Origin of the sequence: Bradyrhizobium icense (genome assembly GCF_001693385.1) — a bacterium.
GTDB classification, from domain to species: Bacteria; Pseudomonadota; Alphaproteobacteria; order Rhizobiales; family Xanthobacteraceae; genus Bradyrhizobium; species Bradyrhizobium icense.
Genome location: NZ_CP016428.1, coordinates 2,464,241 through 2,484,906, shown reverse-complemented (window position 1 = coordinate 2,484,906; position 20,666 = coordinate 2,464,241). Strand labels below are relative to the sequence as shown.

Annotated in this window: 21 protein-coding genes and 1 pseudogene; 9 read left to right on the top strand and 13 right to left on the bottom strand. The window is 62.7% G+C overall.

From position 1 onward, the window contains the following. Position 1 precedes the first annotated feature (1 nt). The 5 genes and pseudogenes from LMTR13_RS11745 to LMTR13_RS11725 all read left to right on the top strand — a co-directional run bounded on the left by LMTR13_RS11745 (position 2) and on the right by LMTR13_RS11725 (position 5,316). On the top strand, positions 2-460 hold the full coding sequence (locus tag LMTR13_RS11745) for a nuclear transport factor 2 family protein (RefSeq protein WP_065728024.1): 459 nt from the start codon (positions 2-4) through the stop codon (positions 458-460). Between the two features lie 44 nt (positions 461-504). Continuing rightward, entirely contained in the window at positions 505-1,368 is an 864-nt protein-coding gene (locus LMTR13_RS11740; RefSeq protein ID WP_065728023.1) for a class I SAM-dependent methyltransferase, read from the top strand. 35 nt (positions 1,369-1,403) lie between these two features. Further along, a pseudogene (locus LMTR13_RS42395) lies at positions 1,404-1,601 on the top strand (SDR family NAD(P)-dependent oxidoreductase); the annotation flags it as partial. 231 nt (positions 1,602-1,832) lie between these two features. Continuing rightward, the gene (locus LMTR13_RS11730; protein ID WP_065728016.1) at positions 1,833-3,272 is read left to right on the top strand and encodes an IS1182 family transposase; all 1,440 of its coding nucleotides are present in this window, start codon (positions 1,833-1,835) and stop codon (positions 3,270-3,272) included. Between the two features lie 1,642 nt (positions 3,273-4,914). Continuing rightward, positions 4,915-5,316 carry a RidA family protein gene (locus LMTR13_RS11725; protein WP_065728021.1) on the top strand — a complete coding sequence of 134 codons (402 nt, stop codon included), beginning with the start codon at positions 4,915-4,917 and terminating at the stop codon, positions 5,314-5,316. Here the strand turns inward: LMTR13_RS11725 and LMTR13_RS42390 are convergent. From LMTR13_RS42390 to LMTR13_RS11705, 4 genes are all read right to left on the bottom strand, one after another. Next, positions 5,224-6,066: a phage integrase N-terminal SAM-like domain-containing protein gene (locus LMTR13_RS42390; RefSeq protein ID WP_065728020.1), complete on the bottom strand. Its 843-nt coding sequence runs from the start codon at positions 6,064-6,066 to the stop codon at positions 5,224-5,226. The two genes, LMTR13_RS11725 and LMTR13_RS42390, sit on opposite strands and share 93 nt — an antisense overlap. A gap of 323 nt (positions 6,067-6,389) precedes the next feature. After that, entirely contained in the window at positions 6,390-7,169 is a 780-nt protein-coding gene (locus LMTR13_RS11715; protein ID WP_065728019.1) for a DUF2182 domain-containing protein, read from the bottom strand. 42 nt (positions 7,170-7,211) lie between these two features. Beyond that, a complete protein-coding gene (locus LMTR13_RS11710; protein ID WP_065728018.1) occupies positions 7,212-7,859 on the bottom strand; it encodes a DUF1326 domain-containing protein in 648 nt (215 codons plus the stop codon). 258 nt (positions 7,860-8,117) lie between these two features. Next, positions 8,118-8,753: a tyrosine-type recombinase/integrase gene (locus LMTR13_RS11705; RefSeq protein ID WP_065728017.1), complete on the bottom strand. Its 636-nt coding sequence runs from the start codon at positions 8,751-8,753 to the stop codon at positions 8,118-8,120. 184 nt (positions 8,754-8,937) lie between these two features. On the opposite strand from LMTR13_RS11705, the gene LMTR13_RS11700 reads away from it, so the two are divergent. After that, the gene (locus tag LMTR13_RS11700) at positions 8,938-10,377 is read left to right on the top strand and encodes an IS1182 family transposase (protein WP_065728016.1); all 1,440 of its coding nucleotides are present in this window, start codon (positions 8,938-8,940) and stop codon (positions 10,375-10,377) included. 74 nt (positions 10,378-10,451) lie between these two features. Here the strand turns inward: LMTR13_RS11700 and LMTR13_RS11695 are convergent, their stop codons facing one another. The 4 genes from LMTR13_RS11695 to LMTR13_RS42385 all read right to left on the bottom strand — a co-directional run bounded on the left by LMTR13_RS11695 (position 10,452) and on the right by LMTR13_RS42385 (position 13,511). After that, positions 10,452-10,757 carry a hypothetical protein gene (locus tag LMTR13_RS11695; RefSeq protein ID WP_156795575.1) on the bottom strand — a complete coding sequence of 102 codons (306 nt, stop codon included), beginning with the start codon at positions 10,755-10,757 and terminating at the stop codon, positions 10,452-10,454. A gap of 223 nt (positions 10,758-10,980) precedes the next feature. Next, the gene (locus LMTR13_RS11690) at positions 10,981-12,333 is read right to left on the bottom strand and encodes an IS1182 family transposase (protein WP_065732614.1); all 1,353 of its coding nucleotides are present in this window, start codon (positions 12,331-12,333) and stop codon (positions 10,981-10,983) included. 186 nt (positions 12,334-12,519) lie between these two features. Continuing rightward, on the bottom strand, positions 12,520-13,293 hold the full coding sequence (locus LMTR13_RS11685) for a hypothetical protein (RefSeq protein WP_065728014.1): 774 nt from the start codon (positions 13,291-13,293) through the stop codon (positions 12,520-12,522). Positions 13,294-13,310: 17 nt separating this feature from the next. Next, positions 13,311-13,511, bottom strand: coding sequence for a hypothetical protein (locus LMTR13_RS42385; protein ID WP_065728013.1), 201 nt, complete (start codon positions 13,509-13,511; stop codon positions 13,311-13,313). A 238-nt stretch (positions 13,512-13,749) separates the two neighbouring features. Between LMTR13_RS42385 and LMTR13_RS11675 the strand changes: the two genes are divergently transcribed. Next, the gene (locus LMTR13_RS11675) at positions 13,750-14,727 is read left to right on the top strand and encodes a DUF2336 domain-containing protein (protein ID WP_065728012.1); all 978 of its coding nucleotides are present in this window, start codon (positions 13,750-13,752) and stop codon (positions 14,725-14,727) included. Here LMTR13_RS11675 and LMTR13_RS11670 read toward each other — a convergent pair. From LMTR13_RS11670 to LMTR13_RS11660, 3 genes are read right to left on the bottom strand one after another with little or no spacing between them, the layout of a single operon-like run. After that, on the bottom strand, positions 14,724-15,068 hold the full coding sequence (locus LMTR13_RS11670; RefSeq protein WP_065728011.1) for a DUF1491 family protein: 345 nt from the start codon (positions 15,066-15,068) through the stop codon (positions 14,724-14,726). The genes LMTR13_RS11675 and LMTR13_RS11670 overlap by 4 nt on opposite strands. 33 nt (positions 15,069-15,101) lie before the next feature. Continuing rightward, on the bottom strand, positions 15,102-15,824 hold the full coding sequence (locus tag LMTR13_RS11665; RefSeq protein ID WP_065728010.1) for a peptidoglycan-binding domain-containing protein: 723 nt from the start codon (positions 15,822-15,824) through the stop codon (positions 15,102-15,104). Then, positions 15,808-17,628 carry a PAS domain-containing sensor histidine kinase gene (locus LMTR13_RS11660; protein WP_065728009.1) on the bottom strand — a complete coding sequence of 607 codons (1,821 nt, stop codon included), beginning with the start codon at positions 17,626-17,628 and terminating at the stop codon, positions 15,808-15,810. The genes LMTR13_RS11665 and LMTR13_RS11660 overlap by 17 nt, the downstream gene beginning before the upstream one ends. Before the next feature lie 423 nt (positions 17,629-18,051). On the opposite strand from LMTR13_RS11660, the gene LMTR13_RS11655 reads away from it, so the two are divergent. Both LMTR13_RS11655 and LMTR13_RS11650 read left to right on the top strand, forming a co-directional pair. Continuing rightward, a complete protein-coding gene (locus LMTR13_RS11655) occupies positions 18,052-18,501 on the top strand; it encodes a DUF5330 domain-containing protein (RefSeq protein ID WP_065728008.1) in 450 nt (149 codons plus the stop codon). A gap of 95 nt (positions 18,502-18,596) precedes the next feature. Continuing rightward, positions 18,597-19,025: a SufE family protein gene (locus LMTR13_RS11650; protein ID WP_065728007.1), complete on the top strand. Its 429-nt coding sequence runs from the start codon at positions 18,597-18,599 to the stop codon at positions 19,023-19,025. A gap of 20 nt (positions 19,026-19,045) precedes the next feature. On the opposite strand, the gene LMTR13_RS11645 is transcribed toward LMTR13_RS11650, so the two are convergent. Beyond that, the gene (locus LMTR13_RS11645; protein ID WP_065728006.1) at positions 19,046-19,459 is read right to left on the bottom strand and encodes a Ros/MucR family transcriptional regulator; all 414 of its coding nucleotides are present in this window, start codon (positions 19,457-19,459) and stop codon (positions 19,046-19,048) included. A 171-nt stretch (positions 19,460-19,630) separates the two neighbouring features. Next, the gene (locus tag LMTR13_RS11640) at positions 19,631-20,494 is read right to left on the bottom strand and encodes a hypothetical protein (RefSeq protein WP_065728005.1); all 864 of its coding nucleotides are present in this window, start codon (positions 20,492-20,494) and stop codon (positions 19,631-19,633) included. Positions 20,495-20,666 lie beyond the last annotated feature (172 nt).

Genomic DNA, 20,666 nt, shown 5'->3' with positions numbered 1-20,666 from the left:
AATGGTCTACAGTCTAATTGTCAAAAAAGAGATCCGCAGGAGCTTCGATCATGTCAACAACCAGCGTTGGGATGATGCTGCAAAGGGCCTAACACCAAACGCGTATCACTGGGTTGCCGGAGATCATGCGTTGGGGGGTGAGCGACATGGAAAGCAATCGGTGAAGCAGTGGTTCGAGCGCATGGGCCGTGTTTTCCCGAAGCTTCAGATAGATATTGAGCAGGTCGAGGTGACGGGTTGGCCATGGAATACCACAGTGTTCGTCAAGTGGCGGGCCAACGCGAGCCTACTTGACGGCCAAAGCTCGTATGTGAACAGGGGCGTCCACGTCTTCAAGTTGCGATGGGGCAAGGTTTATTCGATTGAGGAATACTTCGACTCGCAGGCCGCAGAACGAAGCCTCGCTATCCAAGCTCGTGCCGGTTTGGATGAAGCTGCGGCTGGACCAATCGTGAGCTAACGCGGATCATCCGTGTGATGCCGCCATCAGAACAAGGATATGTCATGGCACAGCACAACGCCGATCGGGTCGCCGACTGGAATGGCCAAAGCGGGGAGCGCTGGGTCGCCCACCAGGCCCGCCTCGACGCCAGGCTGGCGGTGTTCGGCCAGGCCGCGATCGAAGCCGCCGCGCCCGCGGCGGGCGAGCGCGTGCTGGACGTCGGCTGCGGCACGGGCGCGTCGACTCTGGCTCTGGCCGACCGCGTCGGCGCGGGGGGCCAAGTGCTGGGCGTGGACATATCCGAACCGCTGATCGCCCGAGCGCGCGCGCTCGCGCCACAGGATACGCCAACCCTGTTCCGCGTCGCCGACGCCAGCAGCGCCGAGCTGCCCGAGCGGGCGTTCGACATCCTGTTCTCGCGTTTCGGGGTGATGTTCTTCGACGATCCGACAGGCGCGTTCGCCCATATGCGCCGCGCGCTCAAGCCGGGCGGGCGGGTCGCTTTCGTCTGCTGGCGTGGCGCGGCCGAGAACGATTGGGTGCGCCTGCCGATGGGCGCGATCAAAGGCATCGTCCCGCCGTTGGCGCCGCCCGATCCCGAAGCGCCCGGTCCATTTTCGTTCGGCGACCGGGGGCGGGTGGCTCGCATCCTGACGGCGGCCGGCTTCACCGATATTGCTATCGCGCCCTTCGATGTTTCCGTCCCGTTTGGCGAGGGCGCGACGCGGGAGGCGGCGATCGACAACGCGGTGAAGATGACGTTCGAGGTCGGCCCGCTGTCGCGCGCGCTCGCTGCTCAGCCCGACGACATCCGCGCCCGCGCCTCGGCCGCGGTTCGTGCCGCCTTCGCAGGCCGCCCCGGCGAGCGGTCGGTGATGATCAACAGCGCCACGTGGATCGTCACGGCGCGCAATCCGGCAAGCTGAGGGACTAACAGGGGGCGTCTTTGGCCGGTCAGCGGGACCAGGCAACTGGCTCGCCCTTGCTGCGTCTTCTCACGATGAAGCCGCCTCCGGTCGCCGCGAGCGGTATCGCGGCGCTCTCAAAAGGAAGGGCGATGGTGGTCGCGGGCCTGGCGAACAAGATGGTCGCCCTCTCGAACCGCCTGACGCCTCGATCAATGCAAGGAGCAACGATGAGAAAGATCATAGGGCCGTAGAGGTGAGAATACCCATGGTATTCGATGCGCCAGAAAGCGGCCTGTAGCGGTAAGCCCAGTCTGGTCTGGAATTGGCCCTAAGCTGCACTAAGAGCCGCTCGGCGACATGTCGGCTGTCAAAGGCAGACCAGACGAAGAAATGCGCTGACCCGAACCGCCGCTCCTGATCCTGGCTGTGTGAAAACACTGGGCTGCTGTTATGATTCTCCTGTGATTCTTTTGGGGGAATCGATGAGGCGCTTCGTTGAAGAGGCGGATCGTCGGCAGCGGACGCTGCTGCCCGAATGCCTCGATGACTTCATTGACGAGAGCAACCCAGTTCGCGTGATCGACGTATTTGTCGATGCGCTCGGTTTGGCTGAGATGGGCTTTGAGGGTGTGGAGCCGGCGGCCACCGGTCGGCCGTCGTACCATCCCTCGGTTCTGCTTAAGCTTTACATTTACGGCTACCTAAACCGGGTGCAGTCGAGCCGCCGGCTCGAACGAGAAGCCGGACGCAATGTCGAGGTGATGTGGCTGCTGGGCCGGCTCGCTCCCGATCACAAGACCATTGCGGACTTCCGCAAGGACAACGGCTTGGCGCTTCGCAAGGTCTGCGCGCGCTTCGTCGAACTCTGCCGCGAAATGGGGCTTCTTGCGACGGCGAGCGTCGCCATCGATGGCAGCAAGTTCAAGGCCGTGAACAACCGGGACAGGAACTTCACAAAGGCGAAGGTGCAACGGCGGCGTGCTCAACTGGAGGAGAGCGTCGCCCGCTATCTGAGCCAGCTTGACACGGCCGATCGACAGGAGCCGAGTGAGGCGCTGGCCGCAAAGGTAACAAGGCTCACCGAGAAGCTGACGAAGCTCAAGGAGGAAATGGGCAAGCTTGCGGTTTACGAGAAGCAAATGCTTGCTTCGCCGGACCAGCAAATCTCGCTGACCGACCCCGACAGCCGTTCGATGGCGACGAGTGGCCGGGGCTCCGGCGTTGTCGGCTACAATGTGCAGGTTGCCGTGGATACCGAGCACCATCTGATTGTGGCGCACGAGGTGACGAATAGCGGCTCAGATCGGGCGCAACTGGCCAATATGGCCAAGCAGGCGAAGGCCGTCCTCAAGACTGAGACGCTCGAAGCTGTGGCCGATCGCGGCTACTTCAACAGCCCAGAGATTCTCGCGTGCCACGAAGCAGGCATCACGGTAACTCTGCCCAAACCGCTAACGTCCGGCGCTAAGGCAGACGGACGCTTCGGTAAGCAGGACTTTGCCTATTTGCCAGAGGAGGACGCTTATCGCTGCCCGGCCGGGGAGCGGCTGTCATATCGCTATATGAATGAAGAAGACGGCAAGGTGCTGCGGCGCTACTGGACCACGGCCTGTCAAAGCTGTTCGATCAAGACCCAATGCACGCCTGGGTCAGAACGGCGGATTACGCGATGGGAGCATGAGCATCTGCTCGATGCTGTGCAGCATCGCCTTGATGCAAACCCGCACGCCATGCGTCAGCGTCGCGAAACAGTCGAGCATCCGTTCGGCACCATGAAAGCCCGCATGGGAGCGACACACTTCCTGACCAAAACGCTTCCGAAAGTGGCGGCCGAAATGGCGCTCTCCATCCTGGCCTACAATCTGACACGGGTCATGAACATCGTCGGGATCAAGCCGCTGATGGCTGCGATCGCGGCCTGACACCAAGCCGGTCATGGCTTCCGCTCGACTGCCTAGGGACCGGCGTTTTTACACGGCCAAGATCCTGAGCAGACATGAGCCGCCAGTAAACGGACCGCCTCGGTGGTGATCGAGTACGGCCCAACTCCCGAGCTAATCTGCCCATTGTAGCGGTTTTGCCGATCAGCGGCTCAGGCGCTGACGCAAGTAGCGGCGGACTTCTTGTCCAAGCCATCGTCGACCTTGCCACATAGACTAGGTCGTTGCCCTGCACGTTCCGACATCACACTCAACCCGGTGGCGGCTTTTTCGCGAAGATGCTTCTTAGCGGAGGCCCGCAGAGGTCTACGCGCGCGGAATTGCCGGTGTCGCCGAGGATATCTCCAAAGGAGATATGCCAGACGGTGTTCGGATAGCTGCCGGTGCACACTAAGTGGGTCGTATCGGATGCGTAGTTGGCGCAGCGTCTTAGACACTGCCTAGCCAGCGCAGCTTGACGATCAGGGCAGCTAAGGCCAGTTCTTTTGTCTTCGGCCCTACCGGCATCGTCCTCGAAAACGCATTCCCGCAACTGCGCACTTCGGGTCAACGCGTTCACGCATTGATTAGTCGCCTCGTCGACCTGTGCTCTGGTTGGATTTATCAATGGGCAATGCGGGGGGATCTGACGTGGGGGCACGTAAGTACGTGTTGTGCGCGGCGGGCGGGCGCGCACCGCGCTCTTTCGGTACTTGGCCGTAGGGCCAGAAGCCCCGACGGAAGGCGTTCGAGAACCCTCGGCACAGGCGATGGGAATGCATCTGGTCCACAGCGGACCCTTGGTCACGCACCGATCGGCCTCTGGCGCGCAGCCGGCCGGGCAACAGGTTTGCGCAAGCGCGGGCGATGATATCAGCGCATATGCCAAAACCAGGATTGCCAGTTTGAGATATCGCATTGCCGCCCTGCCACTCCGCTCCGCTCGCGCGGCGCGGTTGGAGATCGGTCCCTAAAGGGTTGCGGAGCGCGCAAGGGACGGGGACCCTGCGGCGGGTGTTCACCGCCGTATCTGATCAACGCGGAATTTCCAAAACGCGTTCCTACCCTTTAAGGATTACTCCCTGCACGGGCGGCCCACCAACCGCCCCCCATTCGTGCAATCATTTGATCAAACGGCCGCCACGCGCAAGTCACCGCCTTACAGGTGGGTTACCCGGATGGACCGGTGGCCTTCGTAGCCATTGAAGCGTGACTACGAACCGCACTGAAGCTCTAGGTGTGGAAAGTGACCTTTGGGAAGGCTGAAAGTTGAGGCCGTAGCCAAACCGCCTAAAGGGGTTGCGAAGCAGGCTCTTGGTGAATGAGCCAGCCGTTAGGCATCCCGCTGCGTAGCACACCTTTGAGACACGCCCGACTATCCTGAGAATGTCCGTTCACCGGGGCAGACTGGAAGTCGCTGTGGTCCGGCCAAACCGTCGCTTTTGACCCGAAGCGCCATGCCGCCTTCAATCAACTCGTACCCAAACTCTGGCCCGTTCACAATCGCAATGCGCGTGGTACGATCCGCTTGCGCGTTGCGAGTTGAGAGGACAACCGCCACAAACTGCTTGGGCGAGGAGGTCCACATGACACCGCATCCTCGCCTGCTTCGAGCCCACTCCACAGAAGGAGACCACCCTTGAGCATGAAAACGATCCGCTCGCCCACTGTGGCCGAGGCGCCGCCGCAGACTTGGTCCAACATGAAAGTGGTAAATGGATATTTCCACATCGCGGGGATGACCGGCTCGGGGCCGAACGGGGAGCATCCAGGCGACGACATGTACATTCAGGCCAAGTCGATCTTCCAGAAGTTCAAGGACTTGCTTGAGGCCGCGGGCGGCAAGATGAATGACATCATGTCTATCACTGTGTACGTCACCAATCTCGATGAAAACACCGATGTGTGGCGTGCGCGCCGGGAGTTCTTCACCGGCGACTTTCCTTGCTCAACCCTAATCGAGGTAAAGCGCGTTGGCTCGCCCAAGGCCAGTCCGCCGCTCAAGGTGGAGATCAACGCGACCGGCGTAATCGGCGCGGGAGGCTAGTTCGCCGTTTCGAGCGTCTAGCGAGCCTGTCACAGAGAACGCGGACCTAACGGTCTGGGTATTGCCCGCGATAATTAACTGTCGGAGCGGTCCCGCCCGATGTCGGCTATTGTGAAGGGTTTCGGATGCCGGCCGCTTGAGAGATGGCGCCGCGTGCTCGGCGGCCGGCGTCCGAAAGCCTCCAAGGGAGGAAACCGCGCTTGAGGGACGTGAGGCGGTGCGGCAGGCGCTATGGGGATTTGAGTGCTCCTGGCCGCCTTTGCCCTGCTCGACGCGGATGATCATACGCTTGCTGTCGATGTCGGAGACCTTGAGCGAGACCACTTCGGTGGCGCGCAGGCCGGCACCATAGGCCACGCTCAGCGCCGCCTTGTATTTGAGCCCGGGTGCGGCATCGAGCAGCCGCGCCACCTCCTCGGCGCTGAGCACCACCGGCAGCTTGCGCGGTTCGTGGATGACATGGGTGTGCTCGAGCTCGACGATCTCGTGGCGCCTGAGCGTGACCCGGAAGAAGAACCTCAACGTCGAGACGGTCTGGTTGAGGGTCGGCACGCCAACACCGCTCGCCGCCAGATGCAACTGGTAGCGGCGAACGTCCTCGAAGCTCGCCGTATCCGGTGATCGCCCGAGAAACGCCGCGAAGTTCTTGATCCTTTGCACGTAGTCATGTTGGGTCTTTGGCGCTAACTTGCGGATCGTCATGTGTTCGATCATGCGCCGCCGCAATGGGCTCATGGCCTCGTCGGTCATGGGGGTGCTCCTGTCTTGAGTGAGGTTGTCGAAACACCTCGATCTCAAGACAGGACGCCCCGTTGCGCTATCCTCTTGGCTGTGTCGCCAGCCGCAGCGCCCTACCGCGCGAGCGGTTTAGTCCTCTGGCCCTAAGCTGCACTAAGAGCCGCTCGGCGACATGTCGGCTGTCAAAGGCAGACCAGACGAAGAAATGCGCTGACCCGAACCGCCGCTCCTGACCAACCGGACCCGGTGCGAGCGCGCAACATCGATTGGTCCAAGCAACAAAGCATCCAGTAGACCAGCTGCCAACCGTCGGCGGCGGCTAACGGATGACCTGCTCACATCGCCCCAGGCAGCAATTCGGGATAGACGAGCACGAGCCCGCCGTATGCCATCAATCCCACCCCGGCAGCGCGGCCGATCCGGTCACCTCGAGGCAACGTCTTTTCGGCGAATACCAGAGCCGTTACGGCGCCCATCGCGACCAGGTTCATGATGCCGAGCGGGATGAGAATCACGAAAAGCAGCCAGCAGCAGCCTGCACAGTAGAGTCCGTGGCGAAGGCCCATGGTGAAGGAGCCTGACCACCCGTCCCGCCAGTGCTCCAGCAGGAAGCCCGCGGGCGTTCGGCACTTCCGCAAACACGTGTCCTTGAGCGACGTGAACTGGTACATGCCGGCTGCGACGAGCATTCCACCAGCTATCCGATGCCAGTTCGACATGATCCAGTCGAACCGCTCAGCGAGGGCGTCCATTGCCGCGGCAAGGGCCAGCGCTCCGACACCGAAGGCCACCCAGACCGCCATGTAGGATGCAGTGAACACACACACCGGCACGTAGGGACGCTGCGCCATCCGCCTTCGCGCCTGGATTGCCGCGAATGTCACGATCATGGGCGCGGACGCCGGAAACATCATCCCGACCATCATGACCACCCACATCGCGAGGAAGGCCGCCGCGCCCATTCCCATGGTCAGGCCGAGGCCATGCATCCTCATCGGCATCCCGTCGTCAGCCTGACGCGCAACCCATATCCAAGCGAGGACGGTGATCGCGATAAGACTCGACAGGATGATGGCGCGCTGACGCGCGAGGGAGGGATTGAGCCTCGGAGTCATTGTGCTGTCGATACGGCGAGCGGTTTGCTTCTGCCTGATGCGTCATGAAGCGTCGGGACCGCTCCAGTCGAACGTGATGTGCTTGCTCGACTTGCCGACGCGCTCCCATTTGAAAACGAAGGCATCGACCGCGTCTGCCGTGGCCTTGCCCTGAGTGCCGATCTGTCCGGGTCCCGTCTCGGCGCCCGGGAGGTTCTCCATCCGCGGCGGCTTGCCTTCGCTTGTCGGGCCTGACAGCGCGTTGGCGGCTGCGCGTACGCGGCCGGGGACCTCGGCGCGCCAAGAGCTCATGTCGTTGGCGATCTCCACTGTGATCGGCGCAAACTCGAGGCCAACCATCTCGGCGCCGAAGATTTCGTTGAAACGAGCGGGCCAGCCACCGGCCTGTCCGCCGAAGATCGTCTTGAGCGCCTCGCGTTGTCGATCGTCCGCACGATCGTCCAGCAGGACGCCCAATCTGGGCTCCGAATGAGTGCCCGCCCAGACATTCCCCTTGAATGTGCCCAGACCCACCACGTTGAGACCGTCGAGTGGCACGTCGCCATACCGGCCCTGGCGGATGTGCCACACAAGGACGCCTTCGCAGTAATCGTCGTCGGGCGGCTCGGCCCACGAGCAGGGGCAAGGGACATTGCACCTGCAGACGTCGAACCAGTCACCCTTGGCGTGCCACGCGGGTACGTTGGTCATGATTTTCCTCCGCAACGACCGACGCGCCAGCCTCGCCCGCCAGTCGGGGTGTTCCGCTACGTTAACTCTCAACACGCGAACTTTGGCGAAGTTCCTCGCCCGCTCCAGCTTAGTCTGGGCCGCACAGGTCAAGACAGCGGATGATACTGTTGTCCCGCAGACACCTACGATCGGACCATCGCTCTGCGGACTTGACTGCAAATGGCCCCGAGCTGCCCAATTCGAGGGGGCGGAGTTTGTCCGCTCCGCCCCTGTAGTTCAGACGTCAATCTGTTCTGCTATTGCGAGCGCGTCGTCGACCTCAATCCCGAGGTATCGCACGGTGCTCTCGATCTTGGTGTGCCCCAGCAGGCGTTGGACGGCGCGCAAGTTGCCCGTGCGACGGTAGATCAGGGTCGCCTTGGTTCGCCGGAGCGAATGCGTTCCGAACAAGTGCGGGTCCAAACCGACATTGGCAATCCACTCGGCGAGAAGACGCGCGTATTGCCGAGTCGTGAGGCTGCGGTTTAGGCCACCGCGACCGGTGAACAGATAGTCGCCCCGCTTCTTGCCGGTAGCCTTCACATACTCGTCGATGGCTTGCCGCGTTGCCTCGGTCAGTTCGAACCTAACCGGGCGGCCCGTCTTCCTCTGCCGAACGGTAGCCCGGTCAACCGCATAGCCGCTCGGTGCGATGTCATCGAGCTTGAGTGCCACGACGTCGCAACCGCGAAGCTTGCTGTCGATAGCGAGGTTGAACAGAGCAAGATCGCGGACGCGACCTTCGACCTGGAGCTTTGTCCGGATAGACCAGACATGCTTAGGACGGAGTGGCGGCTTCGCGCCGATGATCTTGCCCTTGTTCCAAGGGACACGCCCAGAGGTGGCTGCGACGATGCTTGAAGCTTCGGTCATGGTGATCCTCCTCAGTTAGTGAGGCGGGCCACAGTGTCGTAGATTGCTGAAGCCGCGTCGGCTTTCGGACGATTGAAGATGTAGTTTGCTCCGATTGGATCACCTGGCCGTCGCTCCTGACCCTGGCTGTGTGAAAACACTGGGCTGCTGTTATGATTCTCCTGTGATTCTTTTGGGGGAATCGATGAGGCGCTTCGTTGAAGAGGCGGATCGTCGGCAGCGGACGCTGCTGCCCGAATGCCTCGATGACTTCATTGACGAGAGCAACCCAGTTCGCGTGATCGACGTATTTGTCGATGCGCTCGGTTTGGCTGAGATGGGCTTTGAGGGTGTGGAGCCGGCGGCCACCGGTCGGCCGTCGTACCATCCCTCGGTTCTGCTTAAGCTTTACATTTACGGCTACCTAAACCGGGTGCAGTCGAGCCGCCGGCTCGAACGAGAAGCCGGACGCAATGTCGAGGTGATGTGGCTGCTGGGCCGGCTCGCTCCCGATCACAAGACCATTGCGGACTTCCGCAAGGACAACGGCTTGGCGCTTCGCAAGGTCTGCGCGCGCTTCGTCGAACTCTGCCGCGAAATGGGGCTTCTTGCGACGGCGAGCGTCGCCATCGATGGCAGCAAGTTCAAGGCCGTGAACAACCGGGACAGGAACTTCACAAAGGCGAAGGTGCAACGGCGGCGTGCTCAACTGGAGGAGAGCGTCGCCCGCTATCTGAGCCAGCTTGACACGGCCGATCGACAGGAGCCGAGTGAGGCGCTGGCCGCAAAGGTAACAAGGCTCACCGAGAAGCTGACGAAGCTCAAGGAGGAAATGGGCAAGCTTGCGGTTTACGAGAAGCAAATGCTTGCTTCGCCGGACCAGCAAATCTCGCTGACCGACCCCGACAGCCGTTCGATGGCGACGAGTGGCCGGGGCTCCGGCGTTGTCGGCTACAATGTGCAGGTTGCCGTGGATACCGAGCACCATCTGATTGTGGCGCACGAGGTGACGAATAGCGGCTCAGATCGGGCGCAACTGGCCAATATGGCCAAGCAGGCGAAGGCCGTCCTCAAGACTGAGACGCTCGAAGCTGTGGCCGATCGCGGCTACTTCAACAGCCCAGAGATTCTCGCGTGCCACGAAGCAGGCATCACGGTAACTCTGCCCAAACCGCTAACGTCCGGCGCTAAGGCAGACGGACGCTTCGGTAAGCAGGACTTTGCCTATTTGCCAGAGGAGGACGCTTATCGCTGCCCGGCCGGGGAGCGGCTGTCATATCGCTATATGAATGAAGAAGACGGCAAGGTGCTGCGGCGCTACTGGACCACGGCCTGTCAAAGCTGTTCGATCAAGACCCAATGCACGCCTGGGTCAGAACGGCGGATTACGCGATGGGAGCATGAGCATCTGCTCGATGCTGTGCAGCATCGCCTTGATGCAAACCCGCACGCCATGCGTCAGCGTCGCGAAACAGTCGAGCATCCGTTCGGCACCATGAAAGCCCGCATGGGAGCGACACACTTCCTGACCAAAACGCTTCCGAAAGTGGCGGCCGAAATGGCGCTCTCCATCCTGGCCTACAATCTGACACGGGTCATGAACATCGTCGGGATCAAGCCGCTGATGGCTGCGATCGCGGCCTGACACCAAGCCGGTCATGGCTTCCGCTCGACTGCCTAGGGACCGGCGTTTTTACACGGCCAAGACCCGAAGCCGACCTAGCGCGCGTTTTTCTGACCGGCAACATTGCTCGGTCCGAGAATCACCCAGTCTGGACGTGCCAAGGCCTCGGCCGGCTTTGCGAAGCCGCCGGCTGGCGGCGCCGTCAGATTTCTCCGATCAAAGCTGACGTATTCCTCTCGCACGAGGCCGCCGCCAATCCTTACCGAGCATCCGGTTTCATAGCTCCAAATCGCTTCCAGATTATAGGTCGCCCATCGGTCCTTGCAGCGCTCTTTAGCGACGTAAACCACAGCTAGGGTCAAAGCTGTGATCGATCCAACTCCAATCCAGAAGACTCGCATGGCCCTGCATCAGCTCTCATCGAAACGCGGAATCCAACTCTGCGCGCGACACAACTAAATGTTGCAGCCAAAATCAACAGCAAAACGACTGTCTCGACGGGCAATTCGCAGCCCTGTCGAATCAAGGGCGTGATGTCACCTTCTGGCCGATTCTGTTGAAAAAGTCGGCAGTAGTTTCGTCGTGAGCACCCACTGTTCCGCGGACGAGCTGGGGTGGTTGACCTCACGCGGGCGTCAGCGCGGGCATCGGGATCAGCTTGGCCATCTTACGGAGGTTCTGAGCGGTGGCAGCGAGGGTGAACTCGTCACGCGCGCCGTTCGGGCCCCTTAGCCGCAGCCGGTCGAGCTTGAGAATGCGCTTGAGGTGCGCGAACAGCATCTCGATCTTCTTCCGGAGCCGGCGCGAAGTGCGGCCCTCCCATGATCTTGCGATCTCGCGCGCCAAGTCGCGAGCGCCCTCGTAGACCGAGCGCGGCACTTTCCGGGCCGGAGTGTTGGGGCAACACCTGCTTCTCAGAGAGCATGCTTGACAATCGTGCTTGCTCGCACGGTAGAGGATCGTCGCCTCATCGTTCACTGGCGTCCCTGTGGTGGTGAGGGTTTTGCCACCGGGGCAACGATAGACGTCCCCGGCATGGTCATAGATGAAGTCCTCGCGCGAGAAGGTCCCGTCCGTGCGGGCCGACTTGTCAAAGACGGTCACGTGCGGCTCGATCCCATGGTCGTAGAACAGCCACCCAAGCATCTCGGCCGAGCCATAGGCGCTGTCCCCGAGAAGCCGGCTTGGATAGAGGTCGAACCGTTCGAGCGAACGTTGGATCATGCGCTTGGCGGCCAACACTTCCGCCTGGCGGATTGCCGTGGTCGCCTCGACATCAACGATGATCGCGTTATCGATGTCGACCAGGTAGTTCGTCGAGTAGGCGAAGAAGGCTTGACCGCCGTGCGCCCCCGTCCAACGCGCCGCCGGGTCCGAGGGCGACACGAACTTCGGCGTGACCTCGGTCGCTGCTCCGAAGGCGGCATCATCGAGGACAGCCAGATACTCATCTATCGCCCGGCATGCCGCCTCCGGTGGAAGTCCCTTGTCGCCTTCGATTCCCTTCTGTCGATTGGCATCCGCCTTGATCAGGCTCGCGTCGACTGCGAACCCTTCGCCACCGACCAGCCGCTCCCGGATACAGCGGCGCAAGACGATCTCGAATACACGACGGAAGAGATCGCTCTCACGGAAGCGACCGTGCCTGTTCTTCGAGAACGTCGAGTGATCGGGGACAGCCCCGTCCAGACCCAGCCGACAAAACCAGCGGTACGCCAGATTGAGGTGGACTTCATCGCAGAGGCGCCGCTCCGATCGTATGCCGAAGCAATAGCCGATTAGGAGCATCCTGATCATCAGCTCGGGATCGATCGAAGGCCGTCCGATGTTGCTGTAGAACGGCGCCAGTTCCCGTCGCAGCTCCTCAAGCTCTACGAACCTATCGATTGATCGGAGCAGGTGGTCGGCCGGGACATGCCTTTCGAGCGAGAACTCATAGAACAACGCAGCCTGTTCGACTTGCCGGTGTCCCATCATGATCTTCAGTCCTGCCAATTTAGACAGACTGAATCACTGATATCTCTGCGTCGCAACAGCCGCCTTTTTCAACAGAATCGGCCCTTAGCAGACTCGCTGAAGACCTGCCCAGATGTCCGCTTCTGAGCGTAATCCGGACATCGCCAAGTACATGGCTCTTTTCAGAGTCATGAGTAACGCCCCGGCCTAACCCTTCACCGTCACCGCACGCCCGATCACCGGCTGGGCGGCAACCGGCGGGTTGGCGGTTTGCGCGGCGAGTTCGCCGATCAGGCGGTCGGCGTCGGCGGCGATCCCGTCGGGCGCATGGATCACCAGTCGCTCGAGCGCCCAGCGATACGACGAGATACGCCGCTCCAGGCATTGCTGGACCCATTGCACGATAAGCGTGTTCTCTTCCATGCGCGCGATCGCGTCCGCCTGTTCGCGCGGCGACAGTTCCGACACCATCCTCAGGCTGGCGCTGCGCTTGCGGTCGAGTTCGATGACGCGGATGGCGGAGGCAAAAAACGGCTCGAACCTCGTGATGTCGTTGCGAACGTCCTCGATCAACTGCTGATAGCGCGAGGTGTGCGAGCGGTGCGGCTCGTCGATCAAGGCGCGTCCGTAGGTGGTGCGGTCGAACACCACCTTCTGCCGCCATGGCGAAGGCAGCGGCTGGTAATCGCCGAACACGCTCTTCCAGGCGGGCCGCGAATGCGGCGGCTCGATCAGGGGATAGGCGAGATCGCGAAGCTGGCGTTCGTTTTCGGTGAGCTGGAAGTGTGAAGGCTTGAGGCCGACGCTTGCGGTGGCCTCGGCCCCCAGCCAGCGGTGCATGTCGTCGTTGCGCATGTCCGCGCGGGTGCGGCCGAAATCGCCGCCGCTGCAACCGCCAAGCACAGCACTTGCCACGAACAGCATAAGAGCCGGGAGTGACCGAAGCCCGGTGGTCCGGATCGGGAGGCACAGCTCCGGCATTTCAAACTTCCGTCGTTTTAGGGGCGCCGCCGGCGACGGCGACCGGGCGCCGTCCCCTCTTCCGGCCCGCGTCCGTCGCCGGTTCCGCCGGCTTGGCGTTCGATGCGGACAACGGGAAGGATCAGCACGGTTCCCAGGCCATCGCGTGGAGCGCCATCCATGGTTGAGCCCAGCCGTCGCGAAGCCGCATCCGCCGGAAATTCAATGATGGTGCCCATATTCCGTTCTCTCTGGTCGCCGCGGTCACGACTTGGCCGGCGACATGTCATTATTCAGAACAGAACGTGGTTAACGGCATCTTAATTTGTGCAGGCGGTAGAGTTACGGTTTTTGGCGCATCCCCTACCGAAAGCTCACATTTTATCGGATTTCTTCAGAGGCTGTTTTCCTTAACCAACTCTTAAAACGCCCTGCGTAGGCTTACGCGAAGGATTATCGAAGTCGCGTACACCTGACATGACCGCAGCTCCATTGTTTCCGGGATTCGACGGGCTGATGACGCTCTCGCGCCGCGAGGGCGTCGATATCCGCCCGACCTTGCTGCGCGTGCTGACTGATCTTTATGTTCAGACCAGCGCCCATTCCGCCGACGAGGAGCGGCAGTTCGTCGAACTGACGTCCCGCCTGATCGGTCAGGTCGACGACGCCACCCGCGCCGCGGTGCGGGCACGGCTCGCGATCTATCCGGCAACGCCGGCCGAGATCATGGACAGGCTCGGCCTGCGGCGTGCGCACCCCGGCGAACCGTTGCCGCTTGCGGCTTCGATTGCCGCGGCTCCGGCCGACGCGCCGACGGTGAAACCGCCGACCGAAGCGCAGTTGCGGATGGCGGCCAGTCTCGCAATGCGACCCAACGATGCCGCCGAAATAAGCGACATGTTCTTCGCGGCCGGCCCCAGCGAGCGTGCGCTGATCCTGCACAATCTCTCCGATACGCCGCTAAAAGCCTCGGCGCGCATTCCCGCGGCCCGCGCGGCGCGCGCGCTTCATATTCTGGAGATGGCGGCCTTCGCCGAGGATGCCGAAAACTTCGCGCTCGAACTTGGCGAGGCCCTGATCCTGCCGCAGCGGATCGCGACACAAGTCGTCAATGATCCCGGCGGCGAGCCGCTGGCCTGCGCGGCGAAGGCGCTCGACATGCCGAGCGCGATCTTCCAGCGCGTGCTGCTGTTCCTCAATCCGGAATTCGGCTCGTCCGTGCACAGCGTCTATCGCTTGTCGCGACTTTACGACCGTTTGAGCGAACGATCAGCGCTCGTCATGCTGGCCGCGTGGCGCGGCTCGACCATGGCTGTTACCCGCGCCAAATATCGCACCGCGCTGTACGACGACGAACGGCACCGCGCGCGTGCGACGGGTTCGCAAACCCGTCCCGCGGTGCAGCCAGGAACCGCCCCGGCAGTCCGCACCGGCACCGACGGCTCGAAGCGCTAAGCTTTCGCCAGATCCAGAAAATGCCGCCCTGCGCGGTCTTCGGTCTCGACGATCCAGGCGTCGGGATCGAAACGGAGTTCCTTGGCGAGCCGTTCTTCCACCGATTGCTCCGGCACCGGCTGCGGCGAGGCCGGCGCAAACAACCGCTCGGCCGGGCGGCTCTCGTCATAGACAGTCTGCGGCGCAGGCGCATACAGCATGGCGTTGCCGTCGAGCAGCGCCACCTTGACGAACACCGCCCCCGCCTCCTCCGCCCCGCGCTTGCGGATGGCGCCAAATATTCCCTCATTCTGGCAGCGGCGCAGGTAAGCGGCCACCCAGATGGATGATTTCAATCGCATGGGATCGACGATAGGCCAGCGACCGGGCGGAAGCTAGTCGATCGGGCGCCCGATCATGGCGGTGAGTTCACGCACCAGGCGATCGGACATCTGGCCGGTCACCGGCAGCTTGCGATCGCGCTCGAATTTCGAGATCGCAGCCTGGGTGTCCGCACCGACCGCGCCGGTCGGCTTCAACTGGCCGTAGCCATATTGCGTCAGCGCGCGCTGTACCGCCGCCACGCGGCGCGCGCCGGCGCTTTGCCCACTCGTCGGAATCGGCGCCGGCGGACGCAACGCATTGGCAGGGGCCGCGGCGGGCGCACCGGTCGACTTGACCACCAGATTGGTCATCGGGTCGGCATTTTTGGGCTCCGTGCCCTTGGGATCGGCACTCTTGATTTCGACGTGTCTGGGATCGACGCTCCGCACCTCGACCGGCCTGATTTCCGGCGGATCCGACTCGACCGGCCTTGCGGTTATTTCGACCGGGCGCGGACGCGGCAGCGGGCTCACGACGGCCGCTTGCGGCGCCGGCAGCGTCACGACCGAGCCGAACATCGGCGAGGGATGGCGGCCGGCCTGCAGGAACAGCGCATTGGCGACAATGGCGCAGATCGCGGCAGCCGCGAGCAGGCCCGCGATCATGTCCTTCGGACTGTGCAGGAGAATGCGCATCACGAGGCCGCGCTCTTCCTCCGCTTCGATCGCAACCGCTTTCGCGCCGCGACGGCGGCGGCGCGGCATCTCGTCATCGTCGTCAATACGCCTGGGCACGCTTCTTCACCTGATGGACTTCATCCTGGGATTCGGGTCGCAGCGCCGGCTTCAGCGTCGCGACGTTGTTCGAAGTGGTCAGCGAAGGCGCAAAGTCAAGCGGCAAGGTGACAGCCACCGTGGTTCCCTCGCCGACCGTGCTCTGCACGTTCATCTCGCCGTTGTGCAGTCCAACCAGACCCTTCACGATCGACAGGCCGAGGCCGGTGCCTTCGTGTTTGCGCTGATAGGTCTTGCCGGCCTGGAAGAACGGGTCGCCGATCCGCGCGAGATCCTCGGCGGCGATACCGACCCCCGTATCGGTGACACTCAGCATCAGCCGCGATCCCTCGACCGTGGCGGAAACCGTCACGCTGCCGCCGCGCTCGGTGAACTTGATGGCGTTGGTGATGAGATTGAGCGCGATCTGCTTGAACGCGCGGGGGTCGCCGTTCATCACGGGCAAGTCCTCCGCCGCGCGGGTGATCAGGTCGACGCCGTTGTCGCGCGCCTTCAGCGCCAGCAAATTGCAGCAGTGCAACAGTGCCGCGCGCGGCGCGAACGGCTCCGGCGAAATTTCGAAATTTCCGGTTTCCATCTTCGACATGTCGAGGATGCCGTTGACGACCGACAACAGGTGCTGGCCGGAATCGTTGATCAACTGCGCGTATTCCCTGCGCCGCGCGGCGTCGAGCATCATCGCCTCTTCGTGCACGATCATCTCGGAGAAACCGATGATGGCGTTCAGCGGCGTGCGCAGCTCGTGGCTCATGGTGGCCAGGAAGCGCGTCTTGGAGGCATCCGCCTGCTCGGCAGCGGTGCGCGCCATTTCGAGCGCCTGCTCCTGTATCTTGCGGTCGGTGACGTCGCGCATCACGGCGACGACTTCGGCCTCGGGCGAAGCCTGCTCGAGCGGCCGGCAGCGCATCTCGACCCAGATGAAATCGGCGGAACCGTTCTGGCCGCGGGCCGCGTCGCGGCGCAGACGGAATTCGACGCTGCGCTGCTCACTGCCGCTCGCGGCATCCGACAGGGCCGTGAGATAGGCCGGACGATCGGCGACGTGGACGCGGTCGAACAGGCCGTGGCCGGTGAGCCGGGCGCCGGGCGTGCCGAGCATGGCTTCCGCCGCCGGCGAAATGAACTCCACGGCGCCGTTGCGGTTGTGACGCGAAATCACGTCGCTCATGTTTCGCGCCAGCAAGCGGTAGCGGTCTTCCTCGACATAAAGCAGCGACACGGAAGTGCGTGCCAGCGATTCCGCGCTGACGGCCAGCCCTGCCGCATAGAGCGTCGCCGAGGCCACACCGGCGCCCATCAGGACGCCGCGCAGCGCCGCGTTCGGCTCTGCCATCGGCAGCAGGTGAAAATGTCCGAGCGCGATCAGCAGGGCGGCGCATGACAGTGCCAGCGCCGAAGCGAACACGACCACGCGACGCGAGGCTGACAGCGCCGCCTCCAGCGGAACGACGATCAGCCAGACCGCGGCGAACGATTCGATACCGCCGGTGGTCGCGGCGACCATCATGACAAGGCCTGCCAGCGCCAGCGCGGACAGGATATGTGCGCCCTCGTAGCGGCCGGTGCGCGACAGGAACCACGACAACAGGATGGGTGCGATCAGCCAGGCAAAGGCAGCGACCTCGAGCGCCGTGGGCGCCCCGCGCATCGCCAGATAGACCGGAAAAGCCGCAAGCGCCACCAGGCTGCCGAGCAGCCGCGGCGCCATGAACGCGCGATGACGCGCACGCGTCAGCGCATCATATCGTGCCGAGGGATGCAGCAACGCATCGAGACAATCGCGGATGATACTCAAAACAGTCACGGCTCTCGCGCTTCGGCTTGTTCGTCAGACAGACGCGCCGGAACGCCCCCTTATCTTTGCGCCACCGTGTCAGAGTGAACTTAAGCGAACGCTAAGGCGCGGAGGGCCAACGCCCGACGGCCTGTTTTCGCGGGAATTTCGCGCCTCGCGTGACGCGCATTCGACGCGGATGGTGAACGACAGGTTTCCAGCGCGATCGATCTATGGTTTCGAAATGGTAGATGCGCGAGCGGCGCGGACTTTTCGCGCGATGGTGGTCGTCAATCGAATATTTACGCCGAATCGAATCGTTGCGGTTTTCAGAAAATTTTCGGCGATTTTACCTCAATGCAAACACTTGCGATTTATCGAGGGCTGTTAGTCAGAAACAAAGCCAGCGGACTTAACCGCAACACAACCATAAGAGACGACCGGGGTCGCGAGATGTTTTTTCTGCTTCGCATGGCATTCTGGCTCGGGCTCGTGCTCGTGCTGTTGCCGAGGGAAAAGACGCCTGAATCGGACAACGTGCCGCAGATCGGCGCGTCCGAGGCCGTATCGGCTGCGACCGCCGCCGTCTCCGACGTGGGGCAATTCTGCAAGCGTCAGCCGGCGGCTTGCGAGGTCGGCGGCCAGGCCGCGACCGCGCTCGGCCAGCGCGCCCAGGACGGCGCCCGCCAGTTGTACAAGATCATCACCGACAAGAAGCCCGATACCGACAAGAAGCCCGATCGTCCCATCGTCCACGACAAGAAGCCCGACCATACCAGCTCGATCGGCACCGCCGGCGACGCCGAGGCCGTGATCGCGGCCGCCTCGCCCACTGATGCTCTGACGGAGGACGATATGGCGATCGACTGGCGGCTGCCGCGGATGCCGTTGGCCTCAAAATAGGCCGGGGAACCGGTTCCGTTTCCGTCGCTTTCGTTCAATCCGCATCCTATATAAGACCTTGCTATAAGACCTTGCGAAAACGGACGCGGGCCAAGATGACGATCGACGAAATCAGGGACAATTTCGAACTGCTTGACGAGTGGGACGACCGCTACCGGTACGTCATCGAACTCGGCCGCACGCTCGACCCGATGCCGGAGGCCGAGCATTCCGCAGAGAACAAGGTCAACGGCTGCGTCAGCCAGGTCTGGCTTTCCAGGCAGATCGACCGCGGCGGCAACAGCGAACCGCGGCTGAAATATTTGGGCGACAGCGACGCCCACATCGTGCGCGGCCTGATCGCGATCCTGCTCACGCTCTATTCCGGCCGCACGCCGCAGCAGATCCTTTCGACCGATGCACTTGCCGTCTTCGACGAATTCGGATTCCGCGAGCACCTGACGCCGCAGCGTTCCAACGGCCTGCGCTCCATGGTGGAGCGCATCCGCTCCGACGCGCGCGAGGCGCTCGCCGCGGCTTCGTAATCACCGTCATTGCGGGGAGCCTACTTCCGCTTCCGCGCCTGCTGGCCAAGGCCCATCTTCTTGGCAAGTTGCGAGCGCGCCACCGCGTAATTCGGCGCCACCATGGGATAATCCGGCGGCAGCCCCCATTTGTCGCGGTATTGCTCCGGCGTCATGTTGTACTGCGTTCGCAGATGGCGCTTCAGCGACTTGAATCGTTTGCCGTCCTCCAGACACACCAGATATTCCGGCGTCATCGACTTCTTCACCGACACGGCCGGCTTTGCCGGCTCAAGCGGAGTTTCCGGGCGGCCGCTCGACACCCGCATCAGCGCGGCATGAACCTGGCTGATCAGGTTCGGGATTTCCGAGGCCTGGGTCGGATTGTTGCTGAGATAGGCCGATACGATATTGGCGGTCAGTTCGACGGGCGTCTTGCCTGCGGGATCGGTCATGGCTCAACCTTCTGGGATCACGATGCATCTGTGCGGTTCGGACAGTATCCACCGCGCCTATACATCGGCGGCATCCTATACAACTGGACGTATATGAAGGAAGTGCGGGGAAATTGACAAGAACGGCGCCGCTTTATTTCCAAAAGTCGTCTTCCGGCAAGTATTGCCGGTTCAGGACCGCTGATCGAGATGCGCGCGCAGTTCGTCGATCGAGGCAAAGCGCATCATGCCCTCCGGCATCTGGGCCTCGATCGAACCGTCGGAGTAGAGGGAATAGGCCATGCCATCGACGACGCCGGACTTCAGCACCGTCACAGCCGGCTGATCCTCCGTGCGCGGCGGTCCACCATTGGCTTCCGCGGGCGCCGGGGGCGTGCGGCCGCCGCGGCGCTGCAGCGGGGTCTCGCTGGATTTTGCGCGCTCCGCTCTCGGCCAGGCATCCTCGAAGGACCCCCGTGGCGGTTCGGCCGGCTCGACCGGTGGCACGGTGGGCGGAGTGGAACGGAGCTCCGATGACAAAAGGTCCGGCGGCAGCGGCTCGCTGCCTCGCGCCTGCGCGCGCTCGCGTTCCCTTCGCGACGTCGAGGAAAACAACAAATTGCGCTTCGGTTTCGCGGCCGACGCTGGCGGTTCGGGGTGTGTCGGCTCCGGGATCGGGTGGTCCCGCAGGACAGCCTCGTTCTGCCACGGCGGCGGCGCCGCTGGCGCGAAAGGCGGCGGTGCCGTTGGAGAGAATGGTCCGAGACCAGCGGGCGGTTCGGCGGCCGGAGTACCGCCGCCGAAGGGAGTAGAATCCCGCGTGGCGGTCTCGCCGCGCGCTTCAGGCACGCCGGCGCCAAGCCGCTGCGCAATGTTCTTCAGCTCCCGGACCGCTATCCAGAGCGCAAGCATGATCGCGCCGGTGCAAACGCCGATCACGCCGGCGATGATCAGCGTGTTGCCGGTGCTGAATTCCTTGATCGGGATCCCGAAGCCGATCGCCAGCAGCCCCGCCAAAACGAGGCCGATCCCGGCGACCAACATGACAATCATCATTGAACTAATCCCTCAGCCGCGCCCGAAACGCTCGCAAGCCGCCCCACGCCACGATACCGTCATATTGTGTGCATCGCCACCCGCCAATTGCATACAGGTTCCGCATGGTGTTGTTCGATTGCAGGATTCCGGGTGCGGGTGCTTCGCGCCATTCAGGCGCCGTTCACTCCGG

Coding starts and splice junctions, on each gene's coding strand:
- LMTR13_RS11745 (WP_065728024.1), top strand. CDS start 2: ATGGTCTACAGTCTAATTGTCAAAAAAGAGATCCGCAGGAGCTTCGAT.
- LMTR13_RS11740 (WP_065728023.1), top strand. CDS start 505: ATGGCACAGCACAACGCCGATCGGGTCGCCGACTGGAATGGCCAAAGC.
- LMTR13_RS11730 (WP_065728016.1), top strand. CDS start 1,833: ATGAGGCGCTTCGTTGAAGAGGCGGATCGTCGGCAGCGGACGCTGCTG.
- LMTR13_RS11725 (WP_065728021.1), top strand. CDS start 4,915: ATGAAAACGATCCGCTCGCCCACTGTGGCCGAGGCGCCGCCGCAGACT.
- LMTR13_RS42390 (WP_065728020.1), bottom strand. CDS start 6,066: ATGACCGACGAGGCCATGAGCCCATTGCGGCGGCGCATGATCGAACAC.
- LMTR13_RS11715 (WP_065728019.1), bottom strand. CDS start 7,169: ATGACTCCGAGGCTCAATCCCTCCCTCGCGCGTCAGCGCGCCATCATC.
- LMTR13_RS11710 (WP_065728018.1), bottom strand. CDS start 7,859: ATGACCAACGTACCCGCGTGGCACGCCAAGGGTGACTGGTTCGACGTC.
- LMTR13_RS11705 (WP_065728017.1), bottom strand. CDS start 8,753: ATGACCGAAGCTTCAAGCATCGTCGCAGCCACCTCTGGGCGTGTCCCT.
- LMTR13_RS11700 (WP_065728016.1), top strand. CDS start 8,938: ATGAGGCGCTTCGTTGAAGAGGCGGATCGTCGGCAGCGGACGCTGCTG.
- LMTR13_RS11695 (WP_156795575.1), bottom strand. CDS start 10,757: ATGCGAGTCTTCTGGATTGGAGTTGGATCGATCACAGCTTTGACCCTA.
- LMTR13_RS11690 (WP_065732614.1), bottom strand. CDS start 12,333: ATGATGGGACACCGGCAAGTCGAACAGGCTGCGTTGTTCTATGAGTTC.
- LMTR13_RS11685 (WP_065728014.1), bottom strand. CDS start 13,293: ATGCCGGAGCTGTGCCTCCCGATCCGGACCACCGGGCTTCGGTCACTC.
- LMTR13_RS42385 (WP_065728013.1), bottom strand. CDS start 13,511: ATGGGCACCATCATTGAATTTCCGGCGGATGCGGCTTCGCGACGGCTG.
- LMTR13_RS11675 (WP_065728012.1), top strand. CDS start 13,750: ATGACCGCAGCTCCATTGTTTCCGGGATTCGACGGGCTGATGACGCTC.
- LMTR13_RS11670 (WP_065728011.1), bottom strand. CDS start 15,068: ATGCGATTGAAATCATCCATCTGGGTGGCCGCTTACCTGCGCCGCTGC.
- LMTR13_RS11655 (WP_065728008.1), top strand. CDS start 18,052: ATGTTTTTTCTGCTTCGCATGGCATTCTGGCTCGGGCTCGTGCTCGTG.
- LMTR13_RS11650 (WP_065728007.1), top strand. CDS start 18,597: ATGACGATCGACGAAATCAGGGACAATTTCGAACTGCTTGACGAGTGG.
- LMTR13_RS11645 (WP_065728006.1), bottom strand. CDS start 19,459: ATGACCGATCCCGCAGGCAAGACGCCCGTCGAACTGACCGCCAATATC.
- LMTR13_RS11640 (WP_065728005.1), bottom strand. CDS start 20,494: ATGATGATTGTCATGTTGGTCGCCGGGATCGGCCTCGTTTTGGCGGGG.